8 protein-coding genes and 1 pseudogene are annotated in these 15,029 nt (G+C 68.9%); 7 read left to right on the top strand and 2 right to left on the bottom strand.

The window, feature by feature from the left end:
* The first annotated feature begins 343 nt into the window (after positions 1-343).
* The 3 genes from ABZ860_RS15620 to ABZ860_RS15610 all read left to right on the top strand — a co-directional run bounded on the left by ABZ860_RS15620 (position 344) and on the right by ABZ860_RS15610 (position 4,625).
* A complete protein-coding gene (locus tag ABZ860_RS15620; RefSeq protein WP_357220778.1) occupies positions 344-1,360 on the top strand; it encodes a TetR family transcriptional regulator in 1,017 nt (338 codons plus the stop codon).
* Positions 1,361-1,623: 263 nt separating this feature from the next.
* The gene (locus ABZ860_RS15615; protein WP_357220310.1) at positions 1,624-3,720 is read left to right on the top strand and encodes an RNA degradosome polyphosphate kinase; all 2,097 of its coding nucleotides are present in this window, start codon (positions 1,624-1,626) and stop codon (positions 3,718-3,720) included.
* A gap of 23 nt (positions 3,721-3,743) precedes the next feature.
* The gene (locus ABZ860_RS15610) at positions 3,744-4,625 is read left to right on the top strand and encodes an NUDIX hydrolase (RefSeq protein WP_357220308.1); all 882 of its coding nucleotides are present in this window, start codon (positions 3,744-3,746) and stop codon (positions 4,623-4,625) included.
* Positions 4,626-4,691: 66 nt separating this feature from the next.
* Here ABZ860_RS15610 and ABZ860_RS15605 read toward each other — a convergent pair whose 3' ends face one another.
* The gene (locus tag ABZ860_RS15605; protein ID WP_357220307.1) at positions 4,692-6,221 is read right to left on the bottom strand and encodes a CYTH and CHAD domain-containing protein; all 1,530 of its coding nucleotides are present in this window, start codon (positions 6,219-6,221) and stop codon (positions 4,692-4,694) included.
* 38 nt (positions 6,222-6,259) lie between these two features.
* Positions 6,260-7,018, bottom strand: coding sequence for a trans-aconitate 2-methyltransferase (locus ABZ860_RS15600; protein WP_357220305.1), 759 nt, complete (start codon positions 7,016-7,018; stop codon positions 6,260-6,262).
* A gap of 81 nt (positions 7,019-7,099) precedes the next feature.
* Between ABZ860_RS15600 and ABZ860_RS15595 the strand changes: the two genes are divergently transcribed.
* The 4 genes and pseudogenes from ABZ860_RS15595 to ABZ860_RS15580 form a co-directional block, all read left to right on the top strand.
* Complete coding sequence (locus ABZ860_RS15595; protein ID WP_357220303.1) at positions 7,100-7,624, top strand: MarR family transcriptional regulator; 525 nt, start codon at positions 7,100-7,102, stop codon at positions 7,622-7,624.
* 503 nt (positions 7,625-8,127) lie between these two features.
* Complete coding sequence (locus ABZ860_RS15590; RefSeq protein WP_357220301.1) at positions 8,128-9,945, top strand: hypothetical protein; 1,818 nt, start codon at positions 8,128-8,130, stop codon at positions 9,943-9,945.
* 1,763 nt (positions 9,946-11,708) lie between these two features.
* The gene (locus ABZ860_RS15585; protein WP_357220299.1) at positions 11,709-13,256 is read left to right on the top strand and encodes a hypothetical protein; all 1,548 of its coding nucleotides are present in this window, start codon (positions 11,709-11,711) and stop codon (positions 13,254-13,256) included.
* Between the two features lie 781 nt (positions 13,257-14,037).
* Positions 14,038-15,029, top strand: a pseudogene (locus tag ABZ860_RS15580) (hypothetical protein); the annotation flags it as partial.

The raw sequence follows: 15,029 nt of genomic DNA, 5'->3' as shown, positions 1-15,029 counted from the left end.
GGCCGCTCCGGGAAACGCGGCGGCCCTGTCCCTCACACCGACGTCCCTCACACCGACGTCCCTCACACCGACGTCCCTCACACCGGCGTCCCCCGTAACGGCGTCCCCCATGACGGCGCCCTCTTCTCCGGCGGCGCCCGCACCATCCGCCCTCCCGGCACCCGCCGGCCCGGGCACTCGTACGGCCCCCGCCTCGGCGGTGGCCGTACCGGCGCGTCCGGCGACTTCGGCCACGTCCACTTCCGCCATGTCGACGTCCACCATGTCGACGTCGACCAAGGCGACGTCCACCAAGACGACGCGAACCGGCCCAAGCCGGGTCCGACCCGCCGCACCCGCCATGATGGAACCCGTGAGCGAGTCCTCTCGATCCCGAAGACGCATGACCGGCGCGGAACGACGCGAGCAACTGATCCAGGTCGGTCGTGCCCTGTTCGCGGACAAGGGCTTCGACGGCACCTCGGTCGAGGAGATCGCGGCCAGCGCCAAGGTGTCCAAGCCCGTGGTGTACGAGCACTTCGGCGGCAAGGAGGGCATCTACGCCGTCGTCATCGACCGGGAGATGCAGCGCCTGCTCAGCCTGGTCACCCAGGCCCTGTCAGCCTCCCACGCCCGCATCAAGCTGGAGCGGGCCGCGCTCGCCCTCCTTCAGTACATCGAGGAGAGCAGCGAGGGCTTCCGCATCCTGGTCCGCGACTCCCACGCCGCCTCGGGCACGGGCACCTTCGCCAGCCTGATCAGCGACATCGCCAGCCAGGTGGAGGACGTGCTGGCGGACGAGTTCAAGGAGCGCGGCTACGACCCCAAGCTCGCGCCGATGTACGCCCAGATGCTCGTGGGGATGACCGCCCTCACCGGGCAGTGGTGGCTCGAGGTGCGCCAGCCGCGCCGCGAGGAGGTCGCCGCCCACCTGGTGAACCTGTCCTGGAACGGCCTGACCGGCCTCGATCCCAATCCCGCGCTCACCGCCGCGACGCGCGGCCTGATCCTGTCCCCCGCCGCGGAGGCCCGTACGGCGAGACCCGCCGAACGCGAGTCGAAGGAGCAGGAGAAGCTCCGCCGCGAGCAGGAGAAGGCACGCGAGCGCGAACAGCGCGAACGCGCCAAGCAGCTCGAACGCCAGCAGCGCGAGCTGGAGAAGGTCAAAGAACGCGAGCAGCGCGAACGCGCCAAGGAGCTCGAGCGGCAGATGAAGGAGCAGGAGAAGCTCCGCCGCGAGCAGGAGAAAGCGCAGGAGCGCGAGCAGCGCGAACGCGCCAAGGAGCTCGAACGCCGCCAGCGCGAGCGCGCCAAGGAACTGGAACGCATGCAGCGCGAGCGGGCCAAGGGATTCGACCGGCAGCAGCACGGGGAGATCTGACGGCCCCGCCGACGGGTCGCGGACCCGCGGCCCGGGACACCGTGGAAAGCCGTTAGGGGCGGTCCGGCGACGCCGTCAGAAGCGGCTCGCGATGGTCCGGCGACGCCCGTGAGAGGCGGGGCTCGGGGCGGCGGTGGTCGCCAATGCATGGAAGGCGCGGCAGGCGCGCGATCAGGGAGAACGCGGCTCTCCGGAACCAGCCTGACGCTTTCGTTGCGGCGAAGTTAACGTTCCGTTCAACGAGTTGGGGCATATTTCGTTATATGTCCGCCCAAAGCTCCCCCGCCCCTGAGCCGGAGGAGGCCGACCTCCCCGCGCACGCCCCGCTGCCCAACGATCGATTCCTCAACCGGGAGGAGAGCTGGCTCCAGTTCAACGAGCGCGTCCTGGAGCTGGCGGAGGACTCCTCGGTGCCGCTGCTCGAACGCGTCAGGTTCCTCGCCATCTTCGCGAGCAACCTGGACGAGTTCTTCCGCGTACGGGTGGCCGGGCTCAAACGGCGGATGGCGACCGGCCTGCTGCTGCGGACGGCGGGCGGGCTGAAGCCGAGCGAGGCGCTGTCGCGGATCGCGACGGTCGCCGACGAGCTCGCGCGCAGGCACGCGGCGGTCTTCCACGACCGCATCTGCCCGGAGCTCGCCGAGGAGGGCATCGCGATCGTCCGCTGGGACGACCTCGCCAGGGACGAGCGGACGGCTCTGCGCAAGCTCTTCCGTGAGCGGATCCGGCCGGTCCTGACGCCGCTGGCCGTCGATCCCGCCCACCCGTTCCCGTACATCTCGGGTCTTTCGCTGAACCTGGCCGTGACCGTGCGGAACCCGGAGAACGGCCACACGGTGTTCGCACGGGTGAAGGTCCCCTCGCAGCTCCCCCGGTTCGTGAACGCCTCGCCGAACCGGTTCGTCCCCCTGGAGGACGTGATCGCGGCCCACCTGGGCGAGCTGTTCAAGGGCATGCAGATCGTGCAGCACCACGTCTTCCGGGTGACCAGGAACGAGGACCTGGAGGTCGACGAGGACGTCACGGAGAACCTGATGAAGGCGCTGGAACGCGAGCTGCTGCGCCGCAGGTTCGGGCCGCCGGTGCGGCTGGAGGTCGAGGACACCATCACCCCCCAGGTGCTGGAACTGCTGGTGGACGAGCTCGGCGTGTCGGACAACGAGATCTACCGCCTGCCCGGGCCGCTCGACTTAACCGGGCTGCACGCCATCGCCGACCTCGACCGCCCGGAGCTCCACTACCGGCCGTTCGTCCCGGCGGAGGCGATCAGCGCCGAGGACGACCTGTTCGCCACCCTCCGAGAGCGCGACATCCTCATCCACCACCCGTACGACTCGTTCGCGACGAGCGTGCAGCGGTTCGTGGAGGAGGCGGCGGCCGACCCGGACGTGCTGGCGATCAAGCAGACCCTCTATCGCACCAGCGGCGACTCGCCGATCGTGGACGCGCTGATCGACGCGGCCGAGGCGGGCAAGCAGGTCGTGGTCGTGGTGGAGATCAAGGCGAGGTTCGACGAGCACGCGAACATCTCCTGGGCGCGCAAGCTGGAGACGGCCGGGTGCCACGTGGTCTACGGCGTGCTCGGCCTCAAGACGCACTGCAAGCTGGCGATGGTGGTCCGCCAGGAGGCGGGCGGCGAGCTGCGGCGCTACTGCCACATCGGCACCGGCAACTACAACCCGAAGACGGCCCGGCAGTACGAGGACTTCGGCCTGCTCACCGCCGACCCGCAGGTGGGCGAGGACGTCACCGACCTGTTCATCCACCTGACCGGCTACTCCCACCAGTCCGAGTATCGCCGGCTGCTGGTCGCGCCCGACTCGCTACGCCGGGGCCTGCTCGCCCGGATCGAGCAGGAGATCGCCCACCGCGGGGCGGGCCGCCAGGCCCGGATCCGGATCAAGACCAACTCGATGGTGGACGAGCCGATCATCGACGCGCTGTATCGCGCCTCCCAGGCGGGGGTGCCGGTGGACCTGTGGGTTCGCGGCATCTGCACCCTGCGCCCCGGCGTGCCCGGTCTGTCGGAGAACATCCGCGTACGCAGTGTGCTCGGCCGTTTCCTCGAACACTCCCGGGTGTACGAGTTCGGCGGAGGGCGGCGGCCGGAGATCTGGATCGGCAGCGCCGACCTGATGCGCCGCAACCTGGACCGGCGGGTCGAGGCGCTGGTCAAGGTCACCAGCCCGCAGCAGCGCAGATATCTGTCCGACTTGCTCGACCTGGCCTTCCGGGACACCACCACCGCCTGGACGCTGCACTCCGACGGCAAGTGGCTGCGCCATCGGGGCGAGGTCGATCTCCAGCACCACCTGATCGCCGCGAGGCGCTGGCGGACCGTGGACGACGTGACGGAATGACGGCCGAGGGCAGGGTCAGGGGTATGGCCAAGGGCATGATCAGGGCGGCCGGGGCGGTCGTCTGGCGGGGGAACGAGGACGACCCGGAGGTCGCCCTCGTCCACCGCCCGGCGTACGACGACTGGAGCCTGCCCAAGGGGAAGCTCAAGCACGGCGAGCACGTGATCGCCGGGGCCCTGCGCGAGGTGCGTGAGGAGACCGGCCTGCGGGTCGTGCTCGGCCGGGCGCTCCCGCCCGTGCACTACATGCGCGACGGCCGGCTCAAGCGGGTGGACTACTGGCTCGCCCACGCTCTCGACGACCGGGTCGCGGCCGATGGCGACGAGGTCGACGAGGTGGTGTGGCTGCCGATCGAGGAGGCACGGCGGCGCCTCACCTACGTGTGGGACCGCGGCCTGCTGCGTGCGCTCGGCGCCGCTCCCCTCGTGACCACGCCGCTGATCCTGCTGCGGCACGCGCTGGCGGGCTCCCGGCAGGAGTGGAAAGGCGACGACGACCGGCGTCCGCTGGACGAGCGCGGCCGCGCCCAGGCCGAGGTCCTGGCCACGGTGCTGAGTGCCTACCGCCCGGCCGTGCTGGTCAGCTCGCACAGCAGGCGCTGCACGCAGACGCTCACGCCGTACGCCGATCGGCACGGGCTGGAGGTGCGCGAGCGGACGGCGCTGTCGGAGAGCGGCTACGACCCGTGCGAGGCGGAACTGATCGTGCGCGACCTGCTGACCGTGCCCGAGCCGGCCGTGCTGTGCAGCCACGGCAAGATCCTGCCCGAGCTGCTGGGGATGGCCGGCGAGGCGCTGCGCGGTGTGCGCACCGCCGACCACACCCTCGCCAAGGGCGGCTTCGCCGTACTCCACCGGGTCGGCGGCAGAGAGCGTGCCGTGAGCCTGGAGCGCTATGCGACCTGAGACCGGCAGCGGGGCATACGGCCTGAGGCTGGAGTGCGTCGGTCACGTCTCCTGATCGAGGCGCGCTCAGGCGAGGCGGGACCAGACGGCAGGGAACTCCTCCTGGGCCCGGGCCGCCTCGGCACTCTCGACGCCCGCCAGCACGCCGTAGGTGAAGGTGTCCTCCCCGGCCTGCCGGGCCCTTTCCGCCTCCTCCAGCAGCACGCCCTGGGCGACGACGCCGTCCTGGTGCCGTCCGAGCACCTCCTGCACCTGCGTGGCGCGCTCGGCCGGGCCGGACATGCCGGCGGCCTCCGCCGTGTATCGGGCGCGCTTGGCGGCCTTGCGCACGTCATGCATGGCCGTCTCCCGCTCCTCGCCCTCCTCCATGCGCCGCGCCGTTTCGTAGGCGTCGGTCACCCGCCGCCAGTTCCTGTCCACGATCTTCGCCAGCGCCTTGTCCGCGTCCTTGGCCGCCGTGGCCGTCAGCGGCGGATCGGCGACCAGCGCGTCGAGGGCGTCGAGCAGCGCGAAGTAGCGGTCCTCGCTGAGCGCGCGCCGGATGCGCTCGTACGCGTCGTGCTCCCTGGCCAGCAGGTCGTCGCCCAGTCTCCGGCGCGCGTCGGCGGTGACGAAGCGGGGGTCGAGGCCGTCGAGGCGGCCGGCGAAGCGGGCCCGGATGACCTCCAGGTCACGGGCCTCGCCCAGCACCTCGCCGAGCCACTTGAGCTCCTCCTGGAGGTCCTCGGTGCCGGCGACGATCCGCTTGAACGCCTTGAGCGCGCTGCGCAGGCGGCGGCAGGCGACCCTGGCCTTGTGGACGGCGTCCTCCCCGGCCAGCCGCACGTGCGGGTCCTGCGCGATCAGCGCGTCGGCGTGAGTGCGGAGGTAGGCGACGACGACCTCTCCGGCCGAACCGGGCTCGGGCCGGGTCCTCGGCGGCGGCGCGGGTATGCGGTCTCCCAGGACGCGCGCGAGTTTGCTCGCGCTGTCCGCGGGAGCGGCGCCCGCCTTGCGCAGGCGCTTGGCCACCTTCTTGAGAAGGTCGCGCTCGCCCTCCTTGAGCTCGGCCTCGACCTCGCGCCAGCGCCGCACCACCGGCTCGTCTCCGAGCACCGTGCCCTTCACCCGGTCGTCGGCGACCTCCACGAGCACGGCGCCGCCCGGACCGAGCAGCCGGGTGATTCCCCGGCGGGTCTCCAGCTGGGCCACCGGCACGAGCGGGGCGCCCCGTGTGTACGCGAGGACGAGGCTCGCCAGCTCGGCGGGCACCACCTTGGCGCTGCGGGTGAGCGGCCGGGTGATCTCCTGACGGGCGCCCTTGGCCTTGGGCAGCTTGAGGTGCCAGCCCTCGTCGTCCCCGCCGCGCCGGCGGCGCAGGGTGACGCCCCGGGCCGCCAGCCGCAGGTCCGCGGTGTCGAAGTAGACCGCGGTCAGCCGGTGGGAGAGCGGTTCGGACACCCCCTCGCAGCCCGGCACACCGCTGAGGTCGGGCAGGGTGAAGCCCTCAGGAACGTCGAACTTGTCCTCGATCTCCAGCGCCACCGTTCCCCCTGAATATCCCGGTTGGCGGTCATACTGCCACTCGAAGGTGAACAGCGATTTCCTGCTCACCATCGGGGCGCTGACACCCTTCGGGTCGTACCGGAGGCGCCCTACAGATGCGCGGCCACGAAGATCCGCCGGAACGGGAACGGCGTGCCGTACGGCCTGGGCGGGTAGGCGGCGCGCAGGGCCCGGGCGCAGTCGGCGAGGAAGTCGGCGTGGCGCTCGGGCGGCAGCCGGTCGAGCATGGGCCGCAGGGCCGTGCCCTTGATCCAGTGCAGGACGGCGTCCTCGCCCGGCAGGACATGCATGTAGGTGGTCTCCCACGCGTCCACGGCGAATCCGAGACCGGCGAGCAGGTCCACGTAGTCGGCGGGATCCCCGACCGGCACGCCCCGCGGCACGTCGCCCAGCTCCTCCCGCCAGGTCGTACGGCACAGCTCGCGCACGACGGCGTGACTTGGCGCGTGGAAGTTGCCGGGCACCTGGAAGGCGAGCCAGCCGCCCTCGGTCAGATGGTTCCTCCACCGGCGCAGCAGGTCGGGGTGCTCGGGGATCCACTGCAGGAGCGCGTTCGAGACGATCACGTCGACCGGGCGCGGCGGGCGCCAGTCGCGGACGTCGGCCACCTCGAACGTCGGCCCCGGCGGCGCCTTGGCGATCATCGCGGGCGAGGAGTCGACGCCGTGCACCTGAGCGCCGGGCCAGCGATCGCACAGGGTCGCCGTGAGCTCGCCGGTGCCGCAGCCGAGGTCGACGACATACTCGGGCGACCTCGCGCTCACCCGGGCCACGAGCTCGTGGAAGGGGCGGCCGCGCTCGGCCGCGTACCGCTCGTAGACCTCCGGATCCCAGATATCCGCACCCATGCGACCCTCCGTTATCTTGACGTCGAGATAAATCGATATCGCGGGAGATATCTCGATGTCAAGAGAAGCTAGACTCGGCCCATGACCTTCTCGAGGCCCGCCGAAGACGAGGTGGACCGGCTGGTCGCAGCCTGGAAGCAGGAGCGCCCGGACCTGGACGTGACGCCTCTCGAGGTGCTGAGCCGGGTCTCCCGGCTGAGCCGGCACCTGGAGCGCGAGCGCCGCGCGGCCTTCGCGTCGCACGACATGGAGTCGTGGGAGTTCGACGTGCTGACGGCCCTGCGCCGCGCGGGCGAGCCGTACGAGCTGAGCCCGGGGGCGCTGCTGCGCGCCACCCTGGTGACCTCCGGCACGATGACGAACCGCATCGACAGGCTGGCCGCCGCCGGGCTGGTCGTCCGGCGTCCCGACCCGGAGGACCGGCGCGGCGTGCTGGTGCGGCTGACCCCCGCCGGGATGCACCGCGTCGACGCCGCCTTCGCCGACCTGCTGCGGCGCGAACGCGAACTGCTCGCGGGTCTCGAACAGCACGAACAGCAGGCCCTCGCCGCCCTGCTGCGCACGCTTCTGGTCCCCTTCGACGCCTCCGACGCGGCCGCCCACTGATCCGGCGGAGCCCCTGGCACCCCCGGTCCGGCCGGCTCGAAAGCCGGGACTCGATCGCCGTCGCCACGGAGACGGAAACCGCTCGGACCTTCGCCGGGATTTGAGGCCGACAAACGCCCTCATAGGAGCAAGACCTGCCCGTATCTGCCATTTGTCGCTTTTGGCGCTTTCGACGGCGCATCAGACGAATGGTCAACCAGATATTGACTCATTCGCCATCGGCATGGATATGCCGATATAGGTGTGATTTTCGTCACAGTGGTCTCTTGGATCGGTCCAGCCCGGGTCCCGCCCCCCGAGGGGCGCATGGTCTGTGATCAGCGAAGACGAGACCCGCGCCACCACGGCGGCGCCACCACCGCCGCGAGGCGAAGACCCTGCGGGCGCGGAGAGGAAACTCTGAAATTTCTGTTTTCAGAGGCTTTCTCGTTATAACTTCCCACCGTTCCTTCACTGACGCATGGGGCGCAAGTGACGCCTCACGACAGACCAGGGAGATCCACTTGAAGCGCACTCTCGCTCTCGGCGGGGTCGCGGCCGGCCTGCTGGCCTCCGCGGCGATCGCCGCCCCGGCTCACGCCGACCAGATCCCGTCCATCAACCTCGCCAAGACGAACTTCGCCGCGAAGGAAATCGCCGCGTTCTGGTTCGGTGAGGCGCGGGCCAACCTGATCAACGCCACGCCGTACGGCGTGGAGACCAAGATCGCCGCCAAGCACGTGTCGACCGGTGGTGTGTCGGCCAGCGACAAGGCCGGCGTCGTGGGCTCCAGCGGTGACCAGAAGGCCGCCACCGGCAGCCTGAAGAACGTGAACCTGCCGAAGACCACCGGCAAGGTGTTCTTCATCGGCGCCGACCACAGGCCGCACTGGTGCTCGGCGACCGCCGTGCAGTCGCAGTACAAGAACCTGGTGGCGACCGCGGGTCACTGCGTGTACGACACCAAGTCGAACGCGACCACCCTGGACAAGTGGGTCTTCATCCCCGGCTACTACGAGGGCAAGACCCCGTGGGGCATCTACGTCGGCAAGACCGCTTACACGCACTACGACTACAGCGTGTACGAGGACGGCGACCGCGATTACGCGTTCGTCACGGTCTACAACGGTGTCCAGGTCACGGACGTGAGCTACGACAGGTACGGTCGCGACGACCACCACGGCAGGTGGGACGACCACGACGGCCACGGCAGGTGGGACGACCACGACGGCCACGGCAGGTGGGACGACCGCGACGGCAAGTACCGCGGCGGACGTGACCACGACGAGCGCGGCTGGCACGTGGGGCCCGTCTCCGTTCGCCAGTTCCAGGCCCTGAACAGGGGCAGGGACCTCACCGGCAACGGCCCCTGGGCCAGGGGCACGGGCGTCGAGACCCACGAGATCAGCGAGCGCGCCTACCACAGCCGCTCGGACTGGTACGTCAGCCGCGACGGCAAGACCCTGTACTTCCGCAAGAAGGTCTGGGACCGCGACGACGACCGCAAGGGTCCGAAGGACGACGACAAGCTCACGCCGAAGGTCGCGCCGAGCGGCGAGCAGAACAGCCTCCGTCCCCCGACGCAGCCGCAGCCGCACCCGACCACCACGGTCACGACGACCGCGACGGCGACCGCCACCGTCACCGCGACCGCCACGGTCACGGCGACCGCGACCGCCACCGTCACGGCGACCGCCACGGTCACCGCGACTCCCACCGGCAAGCCGACGGGCAAGCCGGACTGGTGCGACGACGACCACGGTCCCCGCGGTTTCTCGAAGGGCGACGACCGCTGGGGCGGCGGCAAGGACCACTGCGACGACGACCACGGCGCGAAGTACAAGTACTACGCGCGGACGTTCTGGGCGAAGACGCGCGGCGACCACTGGCCGCACGGCACGCTGAAGATCACCCTGAAGGACGTCGGCTCTCTCGGGTCCAACGTGGGTGGTCAGGGCCTGGCCTACAACCAGAAGATCGGCACCTCGATCTTCATGTTCGGCTACCCGAGCGGGTCGCACCCGGACGGCAACTACGCCTTCACCGGCAAGACCCTCAAGTGGGCCTACGGCAAGACCTTCAAGGCGAGCGCCGCGGCCGTCAAGGGCGAGGAGCTCGTGGGCGTCAAGTCCTCCTTCACGGGTGAGGGCGCCATCGGCTCGTCCTGGCTGTACCGCTACAGCAACGCGAAGCGGCTCGGTTACCTGAACGGTGTGACCATCGGTGTCGCCGACACCGACGGCAACGGCCGCATCGACACCAGCATCTCGCCGTACTTCGACGGTGAGACGCTGGCCGTCTACAAGACCGCCGCGGCCAACTGGTCCGGCAAGATCGTCTGAGTCTCCGGCTCCTGACGTCAGGAGGGCCCGGCTGTCCGCAGCCGGGCCCTTTCCTTTTGCCCAAAGGCAGCACCGTGCGGATCGGCTACGCCTCCGGCAGGGCACCCGCGAGGACGCCGGAACGGCGAGATTCGACGCCAGGGGCCGGGGCCGCAGCGGCGGCGTCATCGGCTCCGTCGAGCCAGGCGGCAGCCGCCGCCGATCCGTTCCCTCGACGAGCCCCCGGTGAGCTGGGACCGGGTGAGCTGGGACCGGGTGAGCTGGGACCAGGCGAGCTGGGACCAGGTGAGCTGGGACCAGGGGCGCGCGACCGCTACCGGCCACCGAGCCTGCCCGGGCCGAGCACCGGTTCGACGCCGCCGGCCGTCTGCCCGCGACCGCGACGATGCCGCCGTGGCGCCGCTGTTCCGCCCGTAATCGCCACGTGGAGCGCCCTCGGCGGGCCAGAGCCGCGTAGAGGGCCGGCCTCCGGGCGTGCGACCGCTGTGAGGCAACCGCCTCATCACTCCAGCCGAGTTCGCGGGTACGGCATGCGGCCTCGAGCTCCCCACAACCGCATTACGGAACGCGCCTCCTCGGGGTCAGGGCCGCCTTCGTGACGCCGCCGATACGGCCCGGCGAGAAATCACCTCGCATAAAGACCGGCGAGGCCACGAACAATGCAACTGATCAGAACAATTACCACTGACCACGCGTTAAAGTCGACTGCATGACCCATTCGAAGAAACAAGGAGAGAAGCCACCGGGCAAACGCGTCACGGGTCAGTAGCACGGCTTTTCCGAAAGCTTTCTCGCGGATCTTTCGAATGGCACTGCTTCATCGACTGTAAGGCATGCGGGCGGCTCCCGGGATTCTTCTTCAGGGACGGCAACCCGTGGGTGCCCGACGTCGGCGAGGACATCCGCCCGGGGAAGCAGAGCATGGACGACGTACCTATCCACCTGCGGAAAGTCTTCCGACCTCGGTCGGCAGCACCTGCCAGGAGCACGAACGACGCTCGTCGCCACACGTTCTCCGAGACGGACGCACAATCGCCACCGGCCATCCGCGGACAATCCACGGCGATCGCGACCGGAACCGCCCTCGAAAACCCGTCCAGCCACCCGGAGAATGCGCGTCGCGAACGGCATTGCCATTCCATAAGCGGCACTACCGGCACCCCGCGCATCCCTTTTCGGCCGCTCCGAATGACGCGATGAACACCGGAGATCCGATCAGGCCGCTTACCGCTTGGTAACCCCCCTCCGCGGGAGGACTCAGGAACCCTTCAGGAAGGGTTCTCGCCGTACGGCGGCCGTCGCGTCGCGACGCGTCCGGCACGGCGGAACCGGAGCAGGCCGAGGCGACGCCCGGCGGTCCGGGGGCGGTCGCGCCTCGGTCACTGTGGGATCGACGTGCACATTCACGCTCCCCCTTGATCATTTTTCCGCGTCCCCGGGGCGGTCACACGGACCACGGTCCAGGCGAAAGGGCACACTCCGACGCAATCCCCCAGGCATCTGGTTTCGTCCAAACCTGTGATTTGGGTCACATTTTGTAGTGATCGATCCGATGCGCAGCGTGACAGGCGTCGCTCCGCACAGTCCATGATCAGCCGATTTTCAGCTTCCCTTCAGGAACGGCTGAAGGCGCCGGAGTTGGAGGCAATGCGCGAACCAACCAATTCCACTTACGTCACTCCAATTGGTCGTATAGCTTTCTTCCCGTTCCTCACTGACGGATGGGGCGCAGGTGACGCCTCACGACAGACCAGGAGAAAGTTATGAAGCGCACTCTCGCTCTGGGCGGGGTCGCGGCCGGCCTGCTGGCCTCCGCGGCGATCGCTGCTCCGGCTCACGCCGACGAGGTCCCGGCCGTCAACCTGGCCAACACGAACTACGCGGCCCAGCAGGTCGCGGCGTTCTGGTACGGCCAGCACAAGGCCAACCTGATCAGCGCCACCCCGTACGCGGTGGAGACCACGGTCCCCACCAAGCACGTGTCGACCGGTGGTGTGTCGGCCAGCGACAAGGCCGGCGTCGTGGGCTCCAGCGGTGACCAGAAGGCTGCCACCGGCAACCTGAAGAACGTGAACCTGCCGAAGACCACCGGCAAGGTGTTCTTCATCGGCGCCGACGACAAGCCGCACTGGTGCTCGGCGACCGCCGTGCAGGGCCAGTACAAGAACCTGGTGGCGACCGCGGGTCACTGCGTGTACGACACCAAGTCGAACGCGACCACCCTGGACAAGTGGGTCTTCATCCCCGGCTACTACGAGGGCAAGACCCCCTGGGGCATCTACGTCGGCAAGACCGCTTACACGCACTACGACTACAGCGTGTACGAGGACGGCGACCGCGACTACGCGTTCGTCACGGTCTACAACGGCGTCATCCCCACCGAGGGTGGCACCAGCGGCGGCAAGTACGAGTCCCGGGTCTACCCCACCAAGTGGGCGGCCGAGTGGGCGAAGAAGAAGCTCGAGAACGACAAGACCACGGGCTACTCCAAGCTCCAGGTCGTCGAGATCAACAAGCTCTCGCCGAAGTACGGCAAGGAGACGGCCGTCAGCGTCGCCGACTTCGCCGCTTGGAACGCGGGCAAGGACCTGAAGGGCAACGGCCCCTGGGCCGAGGGCACGAGCGCGTCCGCTCCCGTGGAGATCAAGAAGGAAGACTACCGTTCCTGGAGGGACTCCTACGTCAGCCGGGACGGGTCGACCCTCTTCTGGCGCGTGAAGGCTGCGGCCCCGGCCGCCGCCGCGAGCCCGGCTGCCAGCCCGGCCGCCAGCGCGTCCGCGAGCGCCGCCCCCGCGCAGCCCGAGTACCGGTACTTCAAGCGGACCTTCACCGCGAAGGTCTTCAAGGGCTACAAGGTCGTCGGGTTCGGTCTGTCGATCGGCCTCAAGGACGTCGGTACCCTCGGGTCCAACGTCGGTGGTCAGGGTCTGGCCTACAACCAGAAGATCGGCACGGGTATCTTCGAGTTCGGTTACCCGAGCGGGTCGCACCCGGACGGCAACTACGCCTTCTCCGGCAAGACCCAGAAGTGGGCCTACGGCAAGACCTTCAAGGCGGCTGCGCCGTCCGTGAAGGCCGAGGAGCTGGTGGGCATCAAGTCCTCCTTCACCGGCGAGGGCTCCATCGGTTCGGCGTGGCTGTACCGCTACAGCAACACCAAGCGGCTCGGCTACCTCAACGGTGTGACCATCGCGGTCTCCGACACCGACGGCAACAAGCGCATCGACACCAACGTTTCGCCGTACTTCGACGGTGAGACGCTGGCCGTCTACAAGACCGCTGCCGCCAACTGGTCCGGCAAGATCGTCTGATCTTCCCCCCGGTAAAGCAGAGTCAAGGAAAGGGCCCGGCCTCCAGCCGGGCCCTTTTCCCGTTTTCGCGCACAACCCGGCGCAGTGCGCCCTAGCGGAGATTCCTGGTCGAGCGGCGGTTCGGCAGGCCGCTTCGTCCCATGTCGTCGACAGCGCCGCCGCGCTCCTGGGCACGACGCCGGGCAGATTCGCGGTCGCCCCGAATATCCCAGTCCGGGCCATTGGCACCGATTAACCATGACGGTCGGGTCAACGCTTTCTGTCGCGATCACCTGTCAGCCGTCATCCGACGAATCAAGGTCGACCAGTGACGATCAACGGACGCACTACAGTGCCGGCCATCGAGGCGCGGGAGCTTTCCCAGTGGCTCGGCGGGGTTCGGACTCTCCCCCAGCCGATCGGTCGACGGTTACGAACACGGACGTACGTCCCATTTTGCGGACAGTTGTCCAGATGGTCGGCAGTCTTCGCTCCATGCCGATTGCGACCTCTTTGACGGGACAGCACACCGCTTCGGTTTCCTCGGAAACTGTGATTTGCATCACAGTCGCCCCTGAACCGGTCCAAGACGGAACGCAGCGGACGCCCGTTCGGCACCTTTGGCGATCAGCCAAAACGGTCCGCCACCCCCTGATCCACACCTTCCGAGTGCGGCACTCCCCTCCCGGAGCACGGTCACGAACCTACTTACGCCACCCCATTTGCTCCTATAGCTTTCTCCCCGTTCCTCACTGACGGATGGGGCGCAGGTGACGCCTCACGACAGACCAGGAGAAAAGTTATGAAGCGCACTCTCGCTCTGGGCGGGATCGCGGCCGGCCTGCTGGCCTCCGCGGCGATCGCTGCTCCGGCTCACGCCGACGAGGTCCCGGCCGTCAACCTGGCCAACACCAACCTCGCGGCCCAGCAGGTCGCGGCGTTCTGGTACGGCCAGGCCAAGGCCAACCTGATCAACGCCACCCCGTACACGGTGGAGACCCAGGTCCCCACCAAGCACGTGTCGACCGGCGGGGTTTCCGCTGACGACAAGGCCGGCGTCGTGGGCTCCAGCGGCGACCAGAAGGCCGCCACCGGCACGCTGAAGAACGTGAACCTGCCGAAGACCACCGGCAAGGTGTTCTTCATCGGCGCCGACCACAAGCCGCACTGGTGCTCGGCCACCTCGGTCCAGGGCCAGTACAAGAACCTGGTGGCGACCGCGGGTCACTGCGTCTACGACACCAAGTCGAACGCGACCACCCTGGACAAGTGGGTCTTCATCCCCGGCTACTACGAGGGCAAGACCCCCTGGGGCATCTACGTCGGTAAGACCGCTTACACGCACTACGACTACAGCGTGTACGAGGACGGCGACCGCGACTACGCGTTCGTCACGGTCTACAACGGCGTCGTCCCCACCGAGGGTGGCACCCACGGCCGCTTCGTGTCGAAGATCTTCACGAACAAGTGGGACGCCTACAAGTACAAGGCCCAGCTGGAGAACGACAAGACCACGGGCTGGTCCAAGCTCGCGGTCGAGCCGGTCTTCGGCGACTGGAACCCCGGCGGCAACAACCACCACCACGGTGACTGGAAGCAGGGCGCCCCGAGCGCTGCCCCCACCGAGGCGCCGAAGGCCCCCGAGGGGATCACGGTTCCCGAGGGCAAGCGGTTCCTGGGCTGGCGGGTCGTCGGCTTCAAGCTGTCGATCGGCCTCAAGGACGTCGGCACCCTCGGGTCCAACGTCGGTGGTCAGGGTCTGGCCTACAACCAGAAGATCGGCACGGGCATCTT

Origin of the sequence: Microbispora sp. NPDC046973, assembly GCF_040644495.1 — a bacterium.
Lineage (GTDB): Bacteria > Actinomycetota > Actinomycetes > Streptosporangiales > Streptosporangiaceae > Microbispora.
Note: the sequence above shows the minus strand (reverse complement) of the source record. Positions and strands in the feature narration are given on the sequence as shown.

Excerpts from the sequence above, each read along its gene's own strand:
- ABZ860_RS15585 (WP_357220299.1), top strand. The coding sequence starts at position 11,709 with ATGAAGCGCACTCTCGCTCTGGGCGGGGTCGCGGCCGGCCTGCTGGCC.
- ABZ860_RS15600 (WP_357220305.1), bottom strand. The coding sequence starts at position 7,018 with ATGGGTGCGGATATCTGGGATCCGGAGGTCTACGAGCGGTACGCGGCC.
- ABZ860_RS15615 (WP_357220310.1), top strand. The coding sequence starts at position 1,624 with ATGTCCGCCCAAAGCTCCCCCGCCCCTGAGCCGGAGGAGGCCGACCTC.
- ABZ860_RS15595 (WP_357220303.1), top strand. The coding sequence starts at position 7,100 with ATGACCTTCTCGAGGCCCGCCGAAGACGAGGTGGACCGGCTGGTCGCA.
- ABZ860_RS15620 (WP_357220778.1), top strand. The coding sequence starts at position 344 with ATGGAACCCGTGAGCGAGTCCTCTCGATCCCGAAGACGCATGACCGGC.
- ABZ860_RS15605 (WP_357220307.1), bottom strand. The coding sequence starts at position 6,221 with ATGGTGAGCAGGAAATCGCTGTTCACCTTCGAGTGGCAGTATGACCGC.
- ABZ860_RS15610 (WP_357220308.1), top strand. The coding sequence starts at position 3,744 with ATGGCCAAGGGCATGATCAGGGCGGCCGGGGCGGTCGTCTGGCGGGGG.